General features: G+C 72.3%; 9 protein-coding genes, 2 tRNA genes and 1 pseudogene. 6 read left to right on the top strand and 6 right to left on the bottom strand.

Features of this window, described 5'->3' with window-relative positions; all coding sequences use genetic code 11:
- The first annotated feature begins 212 nt into the window (after positions 1–212).
- From dxs to pflA, 4 genes are all read left to right on the top strand, one after another.
- A complete protein-coding gene (gene dxs, locus C3V41_RS03985) occupies positions 213–2,213 on the top strand; it encodes a 1-deoxy-D-xylulose-5-phosphate synthase (RefSeq protein WP_106109197.1) in 2,001 nt (666 codons plus the stop codon).
- 363 nt (positions 2,214–2,576) lie between these two features.
- Positions 2,577–4,685, top strand: coding sequence for a pyruvate formate lyase family protein (locus tag C3V41_RS03980; protein ID WP_106109196.1), 2,109 nt, complete (start codon positions 2,577–2,579; stop codon positions 4,683–4,685).
- Between the two features lie 92 nt (positions 4,686–4,777).
- On the top strand, positions 4,778–5,023 hold the full coding sequence (grcA2, locus tag C3V41_RS03975; protein WP_106109195.1) for an autonomous glycyl radical cofactor GrcA2: 246 nt from the start codon (positions 4,778–4,780) through the stop codon (positions 5,021–5,023).
- Positions 5,024–5,047: 24 nt separating this feature from the next.
- Complete coding sequence (pflA, locus tag C3V41_RS03970; protein WP_106109194.1) at positions 5,048–5,923, top strand: pyruvate formate-lyase-activating protein; 876 nt, start codon at positions 5,048–5,050, stop codon at positions 5,921–5,923.
- Positions 5,924–6,071: 148 nt separating this feature from the next.
- On the opposite strand, the gene C3V41_RS03965 is transcribed toward pflA, so the two are convergent.
- The 6 genes and pseudogenes from C3V41_RS03965 to glgX all read right to left on the bottom strand — a co-directional run bounded on the left by C3V41_RS03965 (position 6,072) and on the right by glgX (position 14,959).
- Positions 6,072–7,364: an HRDC domain-containing protein gene (locus C3V41_RS03965; RefSeq protein ID WP_106109193.1), complete on the bottom strand. Its 1,293-nt coding sequence runs from the start codon at positions 7,362–7,364 to the stop codon at positions 6,072–6,074.
- Positions 7,361–7,948, bottom strand: a complete 588-nt coding sequence (locus tag C3V41_RS03960; protein WP_254423717.1) for a DUF3000 domain-containing protein — start codon at positions 7,946–7,948, stop codon at positions 7,361–7,363. Before C3V41_RS03960 ends, C3V41_RS03965 begins: the two co-directional genes overlap by 4 nt.
- A gap of 248 nt (positions 7,949–8,196) precedes the next feature.
- Positions 8,197–8,427, bottom strand: coding sequence for a hypothetical protein (locus C3V41_RS14490; RefSeq protein ID WP_106109191.1), 231 nt, complete (start codon positions 8,425–8,427; stop codon positions 8,197–8,199).
- 34 nt (positions 8,428–8,461) lie between these two features.
- On the bottom strand, positions 8,462–9,541 hold the full coding sequence (locus C3V41_RS03950) for an alpha-amylase family glycosyl hydrolase (protein ID WP_106110652.1): 1,080 nt from the start codon (positions 9,539–9,541) through the stop codon (positions 8,462–8,464).
- Between the two features lie 110 nt (positions 9,542–9,651).
- Positions 9,652–12,224: pseudogene (treY, locus tag C3V41_RS03945) on the bottom strand (malto-oligosyltrehalose synthase).
- Positions 12,221–14,959, bottom strand: a complete 2,739-nt coding sequence (gene glgX, locus C3V41_RS03940; RefSeq protein WP_302475979.1) for a glycogen debranching protein GlgX — start codon at positions 14,957–14,959, stop codon at positions 12,221–12,223. The pseudogene treY and the gene glgX overlap by 4 nt, the downstream one beginning before the upstream one ends.
- 143 nt (positions 14,960–15,102) lie before the next feature.
- Here glgX and C3V41_RS03935 point away from each other — a divergent pair.
- Positions 15,103–15,175, top strand: a tRNA-Gly gene (locus C3V41_RS03935).
- A gap of 1 nt (position 15,176) precedes the next feature.
- Positions 15,177–15,251: transfer RNA gene (locus C3V41_RS03930), tRNA-Val, on the top strand.
- The last annotated feature ends 13 nt before the right edge of the window (positions 15,252–15,264 follow it).

Below are 15,264 nucleotides of genomic sequence, written 5' to 3'. Positions count from 1 at the left end.
GCGGGACGAGGCCACGGCGGGGCCGCGGTCTGCGGTTCGAGACCGCTCCGCACCCGCCCGGCCAGCGGGGACGACGGCGGGGCGAGTGCGCACGCCCGCCCCGGGTGCGGATGTCATGGGCCCGCGGAGTGCCTATGCTGGGAGTCACAGCACCGACGGGCCGGCGTGGTACCCGGTCGCGCTCGCGCACACGCTCTGGGAGGACGGATCACATGACTCACCCCTTGGCCCTCGGCCAGCTGCCGCACACCCCGCTGCTCGCCGGCGTGCACGAGCCCGCCGACCTGCGGCGCCTGACCAGCGAGGAGCTGACGGTCCTGGCCGCGGAGATACGCAGCTACCTGGTGACCACGGTGGCGCGCACCGGCGGCCACCTGGGCCCCAACCTGGGGGTGGTGGAGCTGACCATCGCCCTGCACCGCACCTTCTCCTCGCCCCAGGACACCATTATCTTCGACACCGGCCACCAGGCCTACGTCCACAAGCTCCTCACCGGGCGCCAGGACTTCTCCCACCTGCGCGAGCGCGGCGGGCTCAGCGGCTACCCCTGCCGGGCCGAGTCCGTGCACGACGTCGTGGAGAACTCCCACGCCTCGACCTCCCTGGCCTGGGCCGACGGGATAGCACGGGCCAACCGCCTCCAGGGCCACGAGGACCGCCACGTGGTGGCGGTCATCGGCGACGGCGCCATGACCGGCGGCATGGCCTGGGAGGCGCTGGACAATATCGCCGACTCCGACGACAAGCACCTGGTCATTGTGGTCAACGACAACGGCCGCTCCTACGCCCCCACCATCGGGGGCCTGGCCCACCACCTGGACGCCCTGCGCACCAACCCCGGCTACGAGCGGATGCTGTCGACCATCAAGCGCGGGCTGCTGTCCCAGGGCGCCCCGGGGCGGGCCGCCTTCGACGCCCTCCACGGCCTCAAGCGGGGTCTGAAGGACGTCCTGGTCCCCTCGGCCTTCTTCGAGGACCTGGGCATTAAGTACACCGGCCCGGTGGACGGCCACGACGCCATCGCCGTCGAGTTCGCCCTGACCCGGGCGAGGGCGTACGCCGAGCCGGTCATCGTCCACGTCATCACCCAGAAGGGCCGGGGCTACACCCCTGCCGAGGAGGACGTGGCCGACCGCTTCCACGCCGTGGGTCGCATCCACCCCGAGACGGGGCTGCCGGTGGTGCCCTCGCGCTTCGGGTGGACGGCCGTGTTCGCCGAGGAGGTGGTGGAGATGGCCCGTGCCGACCAGCGGGTGGTGGGGGTCACCGCCGCCATGCAGGCCCCCGTGGGCCTCCAGCCGCTGGCCGACGCCATGCCCGAGCGCGTCATCGACGTGGGCATCGCCGAGCAGCACGCCCTGGCCATGAGCGCCGGCCTGGCCTTCGCCGGCATGCACCCGGTGGTGGCCCTCTACGCCACCTTCCTCAACCGCGCCTTCGACCAGGTCCTCATGGACGTGGCGCTCCACCGGGCGGGCGTGACCGTGGTCCTGGACCGGGCGGGTATCACCGGCACCGACGGGGCCAGCCACAACGGGGTGTGGGACATGGCCGTCCTGGGGCACGTGCCCGGGCTGAGGCTGGCCGCCCCCCGGGACGAGGAGTCCCTGCGCTCGGCGCTGCGCCTGGCGGTGTCCACCCAGGACGGGCCCACGGTGGTGCGCTACCCCAAGGGCAGCCTGCCCGCGCCGCTGCCCGCGCTGCGCACCCTGCCGGGCGCCGGGGACGACCTGTTCGGCGTGGTGGACGTCCTGAGCGAGGGCTCCCTGGAGGAGGACGCCACCGTGCTGGTCGTGGCGGTGGGCCCCATGGCCACCGCCTGCGTGCAGGCCGCGCGCCGGCTGCGCGCCCAGGGGACCCGGGTGCGGGTCCTGGCCCCGCGCTGGGTCATCCCCGTCCCCCGGGCGCTGGTGGCGGCGGCCCTGGCGGCCCCGGCGGTCTTGGTGGTCGAGGACGGGCTGGCCGACGGCGGCGTGGGCTCCCAGCTGCGTGACGCCGTCGACCAGGAGGCCCGGGCGCGTCAGGCGCACCGCGTGCCCCTGGTGACCCGGGTGGGGGTCCCCCGGCAGTTCGTGCACACCGCCACCCGCGAGCAGGTCCTGGCCGACTGCGGCATGGACGTGGCCGGGATCCTGGCCAGCGCCCGGGACCTGGCCCGGCGGGTGGCCGACGGGTCCCCGGACCTCAAGCCGGCTCTAGGACTGAGTTCCTAGGTCCGCGGATAGGCGCGCGACCCCCTCGCGGGGGCGGTCCCGGGGCCTTACGGAGGTAGGACAGGTGTCCTAGAGCGCTCTGTCGCCTCCTGGGCCCGGACGCCGGAGCCAGCCTGATTGCCGGGTCAACACCACCATGACGGGGACCACGGCGTCATGACCTCGTATTGGGACCAAGGTCCCTGCCAGGGAACCCCGGGAAAGCGGCTGTGAGAGAACCCACGGGGGGACTTCCGACCCTCTGCCCTGGCGGGGGGTGAACGCGCCTAGTCTGGGTCCCGACGGCGCAAGGACGGCCGCCACGCCCCTCGGGGCGACCCACCACCGGGCGACCCACCGGCCGCCCACTGACAGGAGGCACGGATGACCACCGAGGTCACAGCATCCACCGCTGCGGACGACGTCAGGGACGCCTGGGAGGGCTTCGCCACCGGGCCGTGGACGCAGGACATTGACGTCCGCGACTTCATCCAGCGCAACTACACCCCCTACGACGGCGACGCCTCGTTCCTGGCCGGCCCCACGGACAAGACCCTGCGCCTGTGGGACACCCTGGAGAAGGACTACCTGGCCGAGGAGCGCAAGGTCCGCATCCTCGACGTCGACACCCACACCCCCTCCGACATCGACGCCTTCGCCCCCGGCTACATCTCCGCGGACGACGACGTGGTCGTCGGCCTCCAGACCGACTCCCCGCTCAAGCGCGCCATGATGCCCAACGGCGGCTGGCGCATGGTCGAGCAGGCCATTAAGGAGGCCGGCAAGGAGGTCGACCCCGAGGTCAAGAAGATCTTCACCCGCTACCGCAAGACCCACAACGACGCCGTCTTCGACATCTACACCCCGCGCATCCGCGCCGCCCGCTCCAGCCACATTATCACCGGCCTGCCCGACGCCTACGGACGCGGCCGCATTATCGGCGACTACCGCCGCGTGGCCCTCTACGGCGTGGACCGCCTCATCGAGCTCAAGCAGAAGGCCAAGGACGCCGTGTCGGACCAGCCCTTCTCCGAGCACTGGGCCCGCTACCGCGAGGAGCACTCCGAGCAGATCAAGGCCCTCAAGAAGCTCAAGGCCATGGCCGCCTCCTACGGCTACGACATCTCCGGGCCCGCGCGCGACTCCCACGAGGCCGTGCAGTGGACCTACTTCGCCTACCTGGCCTCGGTGAAGTCCCAGGACGGCGCCGCCATGAGCATCGGCCGCCTCTCGGGCTTCCTGGACATCTACTTCGAGCGCGACCTGCGCAACGGCGTCATTGACGAGACCCGCGCCCAGGAGCTCATTGACAACATCGTCATGAAGCTGCGCATCACCCGCTTCCTGCGCACCACCGACTACGACCAGATCTTCTCCGGCGACCCCTACTGGGCCACCTGGTCCGACGCCGGCTTCGGCGAGGACGGTCGGCCGCTGGTCACCAAGACCTCCTTCCGCCTGCTCCAGACGCTGCGCAACCTCGGCCCCGCCCCGGAGCCCAATATCACGATCTTCTGGAACGAGAACCTGCCCCAGGGCTACAAGGACTTCTGCGCCCTGATCTCCATCACCACCTCCTCCATCCAGTACGAGGCCGACGAGCAGATCCGCGAGCACTGGGGCGACGACGCCGCCATCGCCTGCTGCGTGTCGCCCATGCGCGTGGGCAAGCAGATGCAGTTCTTCGGCGCCCGCGTCAACGCCGCCAAGGGCCTGCTCTACGCCATTAACGGCGGCCGCGACGAGATGACCGGCCGGCTGGTGGTCGACGGCCTGCCCGGTATCGAGGGCGACGGCCCCCTGGACTTCGACGAGGTCTGGGACAAGTACGAGAAGATGCTGGACTGGGTGGTGGCCACCTACGTCGAGGCCCTCAACATCATCCACTACTGCCACGACCGCTACGCCTACGAGGCCATTGAGATGGCCCTGCACGACTCCGACATTGTGCGCACCATGGGCTGCGGCATCGCGGGGCTGTCCATCGTGGCCGACTCCCTGAGCGCCATTAAGTACGCCAAGGTCACCCCGGTGCGCGACGCGACCGGCCTGGTGGTCGACTACGTCACCGAGGGCGACTTCCCCATCTACGGCAACGACGACGACCGCGCCGACGACATCGCCGCCACCGTGGTCCACACGATTATGTCCAAGATCAAGGAGCAGCCCTTCTACCGCGACGCCATCCCGACCCAGTCGGTGCTGACCATCACCTCCAACGTGGTCTACGGCAAGGCCACCGGCTCCTTCCCCTCCGGGCACCGCAAGGGCACCCCCTTCTCCCCGGGCGCCAACCCGGAGAACGGCATGGACACCCACGGCATGGTGGCCTCCATGCTGAGCGTGGGCAAGCTGGACTACAACGACGCCCTGGACGGCATCTCGCTGACCAACACCATCACCCCCCAGGGCCTGGGGCGCACGCTCGACGAGCGCGTGGCCAACCTGGTGGGCATCCTCGACGCGGGATTCGTCCCCGAGGACTGCGCCTGAGGCGCGCCGGGGCGCGCGCACCCTTTTCGCGCCCGCCCCGGTCCTGAGCTATCCGACGCATCACATCTCTCACAACCAGAAAGGCGGCAGCAATGCCTACCTACGAAGAGCGCCTCGCCTCCATGAAGGCCCAGCGCGAGGAGAACGGCGGGGTCAAGGGCCTGTACCACGCCAATATCAACGTGCTCGAGCGCGCCACCCTGGAGGACGCCATGGAGCACCCGGAGAACTACCCCAACCTCACCGTCCGTGTCTCGGGCTACGCCGTCAACTTCGTCAAGCTCACCCGTGAGCAGCAGCTCGACGTGCTCCACCGCACCTTCCACGCCGCGGCCTGAGCCGCGGTCGGGGCGAGGACTCAGATGACTGAGACCATCACCCCCGTGACGGGCGGCCGGGACCAGGACTTCCTGGCCCCGGCCGCCCGCCTTCGCGGGGCGGGGATCGGCGGGCTGGAGGAGCTGACGGACCTGGAGCGCTCGGAGCGCCTGGCCCGTATGCGGGCCGGTACCCTGGGCTCGGTGCACTCCTGGGAGCTCGTCACGGCGGTGGACGGCCCGGGCACGCGCATGACGGTCTTCCTCAACGGGTGCCCCCTGCGCTGCCTGTACTGCCACAACCCCGACACCTTCCTCATGAAGGACGGGGAGCCGGTGGAGGCCGACGAGCTGCTGCGGCGCATGCGCCGCTACCGGGGGGTCTTCCGCGCCTCCAAGGGCGGTATCACGCTCTCGGGCGGGGAGGTCCTCATGCAGCCGGCCTTTGCCGCGCGCCTGCTGGAGGGGGCCAAGAAGATGGGGATCCACACCTGTCTGGACACCTCCGGCTTCCTGGGCGCCAACGCCACCGACGCCATGCTCGACAACGTCGACCTGGTGCTGCTCGACGTCAAGAGCGGGGACGAGGAGACCTACAAGAAGGTCACCGGGCGGTCCCTGGCGCCCACCATCGCCTTCGGCGACCGCCTGGCTGCCAAGGGTATTGAGATCTGGGCGCGCTTCGTCCTGGTCCCGGGCCTGACCGACGACCCGGCCAACGTGGAGAACGTCGCCCGCATTATCGAGCGCTGGCGCCCCGTGGTCAGCCGGGTGGAGGTCCTGCCCTTCCACCAGATGGGCACCGACAAGTGGGACACCCTGGGCCTGGACTACAAGCTGCGTGACACCCGCCCCCCCGAGCCCGAGCTCGTGGAGTCCACCCGTGCCATCTTCCGCTCCCACGGCTTCACCGTCCACTGAGCCGGTGGCCGGGGCGGCTCCTTAAGGCCGGTCACGCCGCGCCCCGGGCGGCAGCGGCGCCCTGAGCGCCTAGCGCCAGTGCGCCGCCTGGTGGCGGAGCTGCGATGACACGGCCCCTTGACCGGCGTGTCGCTAGGCCGCTGGGCCGCTAGACGACCCGGCGCAGGGTGCGGGCCAGGGTGGGGCCGACCTGCTCGACCTGCCAGGGGCGCGCGTCCATGGCGGCCAGGCGCTTCTTGACGGCCCCGGCCCGTACGTCCACGTCCTGTCCGGCGGCGACGGCCTCACCCAGGTCCCAGGCCAGGCGCCGCTGGGTGTCGGGCGCCAGGAGCAGCTCCTGGGGCACCCGCAGCTCCTCGGCACGACGGCGTACCGCGGCCCGTACCGGGTCCAGGAGGCGGGCGGCGTCGGTGTGGTGGCGCGCCCAGGAACGCGGGCTGGTCAGCTCCCCGGGCGCCAGGGGCCCGCGCAGGGGGGGCAGCTCCTCCTCCGGCAGGGCCAGGGCCCGGTCGAGCGCCTGCCACCAGGTCTCCATGTGCAGGCGTGCCTGGCGGGAGGAGAAGTCGTGCAGGGTCATGAGCTTGCGCCGCGAGGTCGGGCGCATGATCGCGGCGGTGACCAGGGCCCGGTGGGGCAGCACCTTGGAGGGGGTGATGTCCAGGTCGGCGGCGAGAGCCTCGCGGGCGGTCCACATCTCCCGCAGGACGGCCAGGGACCGACGGTTGCGCAGCGCCCGCCCGGCCTTGGGCGTCTTGCGCCAGGGGTCGACCTTGGCCGAGCGCGCGGGACGGGTCCGCTCGTACTCGAACTCCTGGGCGGCCCAGGCCGCCTTGCCCTGGGAGTCGAGCTCCTGGGCCAGGGCCTGGCGCAAGGGGATGAGGAGCTCGACGTCCAGGGCGGCGTAGACCAGCCAGGACTCCGGCAGGGGCCGGATCGACCAGTCCGCGGCGGCGTGGTCCTTGGCCAGGCGCAGCCCCAGGGTCTCCTCGACCACCGCCCCCAGGCCGACGTGCTCACGACCCAGCAGGCGGGCGGCGAGCTCGGTGTCGAACAGGCGGCGCGGAGCCAGGCCGCGTTCGGCCAGGCAGGGCAGGTCCTGGTCCGCGGCGTGGAGGATCCACTCAGGCTCCTCCAGGACCTTGGCCAGGGGGTGCAGGTCCCCGGCGCCGAGAGGATCCACCAGGACCGTCCCGGTGCCCTCACGGCGCAGCTGGATGAGGTAGGCGTCCTGGCCGTAGCGGAAGCCCGAGGCCCGCTCGGCGTCCACGGCCACCGGACCGTGGCCGGCGGCCAGGTCCTGGCAGGCAGCACGCAGCGCCGTGGGGGAGTCCGTGACCGGTGGCAGGTCCTCGGCGGGCCTGAGGTAGGGGCGGGTGCGCTCGACGGGGATGGGGTGGGCTGTCGTCCCGGGGACCGGTGCGGGCGCCGGGACAGGGCTCACCGCAGGACCCCCATGAGGTCGGTGACCGGGGCGAGGAAGGAGGTGGACGTCGTCGTCTCGAGCGGTGCCAGGGTCAGGGGCTGGGCGAGCTGGGGCTCGTGCCCGCTGGCCAGGTGGATGAGCTCGTACCAGGCCTGCAGGTGGGGGGCCAGGTCGGGGGTGCGCGGGGACCAGGAGGCGCGCACCTCGATGTGCGTACAGGCGTCGGACAGGGACAGCCCCCCGAAGGTCTCCGACAGCGCCCGGGTGACGGTGCCCACCAGCGAGTGGTAGCCCGCACCGGTGTCGTCCAGGGAGTCGGTCAGCCAGGACCAGGCGACCGCCCCCAGGAAGGGGTCCGTGCCGCTCTCGTCGTCGATCTGGGCACGCACCTCCACCACGAGCCGGAAGTCCCCGTCCCAGGCGGGCTGGCCGTCGGGGTCGTGCAGCACCACGAGCCGACCGGAGGCCAGGGGGACGGAGGGCGTGGTCTCCTCCGTGCTCGCGCTCAGCGCCGCCGCCCAGGGGGCCAGCCGGGGGGCCGGCACCTCCTCAAGGACCAGGCCACGGGGCCGCGGGGCGTCGCGCAGGCTGAGGAGGGCCACCTCAAAACGCTCGGGGATGCTCTCTGAGCCCCGGTTATCCGCTGTGCTTGTCACGCCTCCACCGTACTGAGCACGGGACCCGCGGCGGGGTTCCCACGCCGGGGAGGGGTGTGGTACGCAGCGCCCTGCCCGCCGCCGGCTACCGCTGGCCAGCGGTCCTGCCCGCCACAGGGCCCGCGCGGGCCCGGCGGCGGGCAGGGCTGACCAGGGCCGGCCGCCGGGGGACCGGGCGGGTCCGGGGCTGGCGTCTAGCGGGTGGCGACCAGGGTCTGGCCGGGTGCCAGGGTCCCCGGCGCCCCCTGGGCGACGGGCAGCCAGGACAGGAGGACCTGGCGGGCGGCGGGGGCGGGGCGGGTGGCACCCGAGAGGTTGGCCACCACCACCACGTCCTCGTAGGTGACCGTGATCACGTCCAGGGCGTCCTCTACCCAGGGCCACTGCTGACGCCGCCCCCAGCCCAGGCGGCGGCGCAGGGACACCAGGCTGCGGTACCAGGCCAGGACGCGGGCGTGGTCAGAGGATCCCGTCGTGGAGGAAGACCCGCCCGTAGGCCTTGGTGAAGGCCCCCGGGGCGGCGAAGTCCTCGTAGTAGCCCTGCCTCTCCCCGGTCAGGCGCACGTGCAGGGCGTGGTGGACGTCGTCGGCCCACTGGGCGTCCATCCCCAGGCTCGGCACAGCGGCCGGGGCGGGGGCGTCGGTGGGGGTGATGACGCCGACGTCGTTGAGGTCGGACTCGGCCACCAGCCCCAGGGGCCGCCCCAGCTCGGCGCCCAGGGCGTGGACGGCGTCGGCCATCTCGGCCAGCACGTGGCGGGGGGAGTCGTCGTGGATGGCGTGGATGGCGTCCAGGCGCAGGGCGTCGACGTGGAAGTCCCGCAGCCAGCGCAGCGCGGAGTCAATGACGAAGGCCCGCACCTGGTCGCTGCCGGCCTGGTCGTAGTTGACGGCCTGGCCCCAGGGGGTGCGGTGGGCGTCGGTGAAGTAGGGGCCGAAGGCCCCCAGGTGGTTCCTGGCGGGTCCCAGGTGGTTGTAGACCACGTCCAGGCACACCCCGAGCCCGTGGGCGTGGGCGGCGTCCACCAGGCGAGCCAGCGCCTGCGGGCCGCCGTAGGCCTCGTGGACGGCCCACAGGTCCACCCCGTCGTAGCCCCAGCCGGCCCGGCCGGGGAAGCCCGCCAGGGGCATGAGCTCGACCATGTCCACCCCCAGCTCGGCCAGGTAGGGCAGGCGCTCGATGACGCCGTCGAGCGTGCCGGCGGGGGTGAAGGTGCCCACGTGGAGCTCGTAGACGACGCTTCCCACCAGCTCCCGGCCCGCCCAGCTGGAGTCGGTCCACAGGGTCCTGTCCCAGGCGGTGGTGTCGACCACCTGGGAGGGGCCGTCCACGCCCTCGGGCTGGAGGGCGCTGCGCGGGTCGGGCAGGGCCGGGCCGTGGTCGGGGCGCAGCAGGTAGCGGGTCCCGTCGTCCAGGTCGTAGGGGGCCACCCACCAGCCCGGGTGCGTGGGCGAGGCGAGCATGTCCACCTCCTGGGTGGTCTCCTGCCCGATCACCACCAGCCCCACCCGTCTGGCCGACGGCGCCCAGACGGGCACGCGGGGCCCCACCGGGAGCGCCGGGCTGGGGGCGGGGCCATCGCTCCCCCCGGCGTGGCGCTATTGGCACCGGGCGCAGTGCTGGCGGCACCCGGCGTGTCCCCGGGCGGTCACGACCGCCCCTTTGGACGGTCCCCGGGGCGCTCACGCACCAGGACGGCGACGGCGGCGTCCCCCACCACCGTGGCCAGCGGCTGGGACCCGCCCGCCACGCGGGTGGTGCCCAGGACGCTGGACCAGGTCCCCTCGGGCAGGACCACGGTGGCGTCGCGCCAGCCGCCCAGCCGCTCCAGGCGTCGGGGCAGCCGGGTGACAATGACCACCACCTCCGCCTGGCCGTCCACGGTCCGGGCGAAGGAGAAGGCGTGTGCCGTGGTGGAGGGCACCACCTGGTAGCCCGATCGGGGCCCCACGAAGGCCTCGGGACGCTCCCGGCGCAGGCGCGCCAGGCGGGCGGTGAGCCGCAGCTTGGCCTCGTCCAGGTCCTCCGGGGCGGCCCCGGAGTCCAGGCGCGCCAGGCGCTCGGCGAGCACCGTGTGGTCCACGGCCCGGCGGTTGTCGGGGTCCACCAGGCTGGTGCGGGTCACCTCGCTGCCCTGGTAGATGTCAGTGACCCCCAGCCAGGTCAGGGCCAGGGCCTTGGAGGCCAGGACGGTGGTGCGCACCGCGCGGGCGGTCAGGGAGGCGAAGGCGTCCATCTGCCTGGCGACCTCGGGGTCGGTCAGCAGGTGGGCCGCGTAGGCGCTCAGGGCCTCCTCCCGGGCGCTGGCCGGCTCCGCCCACGTGGTCCAGATCTTCTGCTCCCGGGCGGCCTTGACCAGGTAGGCGCTCAGGCGCTGGGGGGTCATGGGGTCCGCGGAGGCGGGCGCCCAGGTGCCCCACAGGGTCTGCCACAGCAGGTTCTCGGTGCGCCCGTCCAGGTCCACGGGACGCTGCGCGGCCGTCAGGGCCCGCAGGCGGTGGACCAGGTCGCTCCACTCGGTGGGGTAGGAGGCCAGCACGTTCAGGCGCGCGCGCACGTCCTCCCCCGCTTGGTGTCGTGCGTGGTGGAGGTCACCATGGTGTCGGGCCAGGAGACCTGGGTGCGGCGGGCCCAGGCGTGGGCGTCGTCGGGCGGCAGGGAGAAGCCAGCCGGGTTGCCGCCCACCTCGGTCAGGCTGGTCAGGTGCGTCCAGCGGTAGAAGGCGGTGTCCTCCACGCCCTTGGCGGTCACGGCGCCGCAGACCTGCTGGAAGCGCACCACCGCCTCGGCCCGCCTCGGGGAGTCGGCCAGCCCCTCGGATCCCACCGGCTCACCCAGGAAGAGGGCCACCACCAGGTCGAGGGTCTCGCCCTGGTCCGCGTCCAGGGCCCGGCGGGCCGCCTCGGCGTCGGCCCGCAGGTGGGCAGCCGCCTCGGGGGAGGGGGGCGTGCCCGGGACCACGTAGGCGCGGTAGCGGTCGGCGGCCACGAGGAGCTCGACGACGCAGTCGCGCAGGTCGCGCAGGGTGTGGTCGCGCAGGCGCACGTCGGCCTGCGTGAGCTGGCCCAGGATGCGGGCCAGGCAGTCCACCTCGGCCGACAGGGAGCCGTCAATGACCTCCCGCTTGGCCTGCTCCACCACCCGGGGGTAGTCCGCGGGGGCGTCCCCGGCGACCTCCTGCATGAGGGCACCGAGCTGGGCGGCCCCCGCCGGGTCCACCTGGAGCTGGTCGATCCTCCAGGCGGCGTCGTAGCCGGTGGTCCCCGCCACGGGCCAGTCGTCGGGCAGGGACTCGTCGGGGGCGAGGATCTTCTCGGCGACCACCCAGGCGCCGTCGGTGGCCTGGCTCAGGTGCGTCAGGTAGCCGCGGGGGTCGGCCAGGCCGTCGGGGTGGTCCACGCGCAGGGCGTCCACCACGCCCTCCTGCACCAGGATCCTGATGAGCCCGTGCGTGCCGGCGAAGACCTCCGGGTGCTCCACCCGTATCGCGGCCAGGGTGCCCACGTCGAAGAAGCGCCGGTAGTTGGTCTCCTTGTCACCGACCTTCCAGTAGGCCAGGCGGTAGTGCTGGCGGTCCACCAGCACGTGCAGGGGCAGGGACTCCGTGCCCGGGGCCACGGGGAAGGCGTGGTCGTGGTAGCGCAGGACCCACTGCTTACCGCGCCCGGGCTCGGTGGGCACCACCATCCTGGTCAGGGTGAGCTCCTCGTCGGCCAGGACCGAGCCGATGCGCCTGGCCAGGACCGGCATGAGGACGGGCTCGTTGCGCGGGACGTCGAACCAGTCGGCGTAGGGGGAGTCGGGCCCGTCACGCAGGAAGGACCACAGGGGCAGGTTGAACCAGCCGGGCGTGGGCACCGCCATGTGGTTGGGGACGATGTCCACCACCACGCCCATACCGGCCTCGTGGGCGGCCTCGGCCAGGGCCTGGAGCCCCTCGAAACCGCCCATGACGGGGCTGATGCGCCGGTGGTCCACGACGTCGTAGCCGTGCGTGGAGCCCGGCGCCGCGGCCAGGACGGGGGAGAGGTACAGGTCGGTGACCCCCAGGTCGCCCAGGTAGGGGATGAGCTCACGGGCCTGGGCGAAGGTGAGGTCCCCTCCCAGCTGGAGGCGGTAGGTGGTCACCGGCGTACGGTGCCCCTCCCGGGGGACGTGCCCCGACCAGGGGGCGTACCCCCCCAGGGCCTGGGACTGGCGGGCCCTCCCCGGGGCGCTCACTGCTCCTCCTGGCTGTGCAGGAACAGCAGGGAGCGGCCCTCCACCACCACCGTGTCCCCGCTCCGGAGGACCTGGCGCGGGTCGGCCTCACAGGGCGCGGTGTCCAGCGCCACCGCCCAGGAGGAGGGCATGGAGGCGGAGGGGATGGTGAACTCGATGTCCTCGGCGGCGGCGTTGATCAGCACCAGGAAGGAGTCGTCCACAATGCGCTCCCCGCGCGGGCCGGGCTCGGCGATGGCGTCACCGTTGAGGAAGACCGTCATGGCGCGGGCGTACCACATGGTCCAGTCCTCCTCGATCATGCGCTCGCCGGTGGGACGCAGCCACTCGATCTCGCCCAGGTCGGACTCCCCGCCGTGGCCGGCCTCGCCGCTGAAGAAGCGCCGCCGTCGCAGCACCGGGTGGTCGCGGCGCAGCCGGATCATGGTGCGGGTGAAGTCCAGGAGCTCCTGCTGCCACTCCTCCAGGTCCCAGTGGACCCAGGAGATCTCGTTGTCCTGGCAGTAGACGTTGTTGTTGCCGCCCTGGGTGCGCCCCAGCTCGTCACCGTGGGCGATCATGGGCACGCCCTGGCTGAACAGGATCGTGGCCAGGAAGTTGCGGATCTGGCGGTGGCGCAGGGTCAGGACGTCGGGGTCCTCGGTGGGGCCCTCCGCCCCGCAGTTCCAGGAGCGGTTGTTGGACTCCCCGTCCGCGCCGCCCTCCTTGTTGGCCTCGTTGTGCTTGTTGTCGTAGGACACCAGGTCGGCCATGGTGAAGCCGTCGTGGGCGGTGACGAAGTTGATGCTGGCCACCGGGGTACGGCCCGAGTACTGGTAGAGGTCGGAGGAGCCGGTGATACGGGAGGCGAACTCGCCCAGCGTCGAGGGCTCGCCGCGCCAGAAGTCCCGCACGGTGTCGCGGTACTTGCCGTTCCACTCGCTCCACAGGGCGGGGAAGCCGCCCACGTTGTAGCCGCCGTCGCCCACGTCCCAGGGCTCGGCAATGAGCTTGAGACGGCTGAGGACGGGGTCCTGGTGGATAATGTCGAAGAAGGCGCTGAGCTTGTCCACCTCGTGGAACTGGCGGGCCAGGGTGGAGGCCAGGTCGAAGCGGAAGCCGTCCACGTGCATCTCCGTGGCCCAGTAGCGCAGGGAGTCCATAATGAGCTGGAGGACCGCCGGGGAGCGCATGAGCAGGGAGTTGCCCGTGCCCGTGGTGTCGAAGTAGTGGGCCTGGTCCCCGTCCACGAGCCGGTAGTAGGAGGCGTTGTCAATGCCGCGGAAGGACAGGGTGGGGCCCATGTGGTTGCCCTCGGCGGTGTGGTTGTAGACCACGTCGAGGATGACCTCGATGCCCGCCTCGTGGAAGGCCTTGACCATGGACTTGAACTCCTGGACCTGCTGACCGTCCTGCCCGTAGGCGGCGTAGCGGTTCTGGGGGGCGAAGTAGCCGATGGTGTTGTAGCCCCAGTAGTTGGACAGGTCCTTGTCCTGCAGGTAGGCGTCGTTGACGAACTGGTGGACCGGCATGAGCTCGATGGCGGTGACGCCCAGGTCGGTCAGGTGCTGGATGACGGCGGGGTGGACCAGTCCCGCGTAGGTCCCCCGCAGCTCGGCGGGGACCTGGGGGTGGAGCATGGTCAGCCCCCGCACGTGGGCCTCGTAGATGACCGTCTCGTGGTAGGGGTGGCGCGGCGGCCGGTCGTGGCCCCAGTCGAAGAAGGGGCTGATGACCACGCTGCGGGGCATGTAGGGGGCGGAGTCCTCGGTGTTGCGGGTCCCGGGGTTGAGCACGTCGTAGGAGTACAGGGCGGGGGAGGGCTCCACCTGCCCGGAGATGGCCTTGGCGTAGGGGTCCAGGAGGAGCTTGGAGGGGTCGCAGCGGTGGCCGTGGTTGGGGTCGTAGGGGCCGGTGACCCGGTAGCCGTAGTGCTGCCCGGGGTGGACCGTGGGTAGGTAGGCGTGCCACACGTCCCCGTCCACCTCGGTCAGGGGGACGCGGGTCTCGGTGCCGTCCTCGTCGAAGAGGCACAGGTCCACGCCGGTGGCGACGGCGGAGTAGAGGGCGAAGTTCGTGCCCGCGCCGTCGTAGGTGGCCCCCAGGGGGTAGGAGTGCCCCGGCCAGGTCTGGGGGCGGGCCGGCTCGGGGGCGGGCGCCGGCTCGGTGACCTCCACGACGGCCTCAGGTGCCGGCTCAGGCTCCTCGGGCGCTGGCTCAGACTTTGAGGGCTCTGTGGGCTCCTCGGGCTCCGAGGGCTCTGCGGGGGCCGGCTCAGGCTCCGTAGGCGCTGGCTCGGGCTCTGTGGGGGCCGGCTCGGGCTCTGCGGGGGCCGGCTCGGGGGCGGGGACCTGGGGTGTCGTGGGCTGGGAGGATTCAGCCGTGGGCGCACAGGGCGGCTCAAGGGACGCCTGCTCGGTCTGGGCCGCCTGCTCGGTCTGGGCGGTCTCGTCCTCAGGCTCGGGGGCGTCCGGGGAGCTGGCCGCCTGCTCGGGCTCCGCGGGCACCTGCTCGGTCGGCTCGGCCTGGGCGGTCTCGGGCTCGGGGGCGGGCCCTGTCTTGGGTGCCGGCTCGGGGACGGCCTGGGGATCCTGGGTCGGTGCGGCCTCGTCCTCAGGGGCCGGAGCCGGTTCGGGGGCGGGCTGCGCGGCGGGGGACTCGGGCGCCGTGGGCGCCTGTGCGGGGGGTGCGGGTACTGGCGCCGGCGGCTTGGTGGTGGGGTCCGTGCTCGACGCTGCTGACTGGGAGGTCTCCATGCTCCAACTGTGCCATGACACACGGTCAACTTCCCGGAAAGACATGTGTATGAGCCAGGTCATAGTGTGGTTGTTTGCGGCTCGGGCGGGCGCTCTGCTACCTTTCTTCCCGCGCCGTCCTGGCAGCAGGGCTGCGTGGTAACGCGGATGTGGCTCAGTTGGTAGAGCATCACCTTGCCAAGGTGAGGGTCGCGGGTTCGAGTCCCGTCATCCGCTCGGGCGATTGGCGCAGCGGTAGCGCGCTTCCCTGACACGGAAGAGGTCACTGGTTCGATCCCAGTATCGCCCACCACCGGCCCCCGGGC

Origin of the sequence: Actinomyces sp. oral taxon 897, assembly GCF_002999235.1 — a bacterium.
Classification (GTDB): Bacteria; Actinomycetota; Actinomycetes; order Actinomycetales; family Actinomycetaceae; genus Actinomyces.
Note: the sequence above shows the minus strand (reverse complement) of the source record. Positions and strands in the feature narration are given on the sequence as shown.

Excerpts from the sequence above, each read along its gene's own strand:
- dxs (WP_106109197.1), top strand. The coding sequence starts at position 213 with ATGACTCACCCCTTGGCCCTCGGCCAGCTGCCGCACACCCCGCTGCTC.
- C3V41_RS03980 (WP_106109196.1), top strand. The coding sequence starts at position 2,577 with ATGACCACCGAGGTCACAGCATCCACCGCTGCGGACGACGTCAGGGAC.
- grcA2 (WP_106109195.1), top strand. The coding sequence starts at position 4,778 with ATGCCTACCTACGAAGAGCGCCTCGCCTCCATGAAGGCCCAGCGCGAG.
- pflA (WP_106109194.1), top strand. The coding sequence starts at position 5,048 with ATGACTGAGACCATCACCCCCGTGACGGGCGGCCGGGACCAGGACTTC.
- glgX (WP_302475979.1), bottom strand. The coding sequence starts at position 14,959 with ATGGAGACCTCCCAGTCAGCAGCGTCGAGCACGGACCCCACCACCAAG.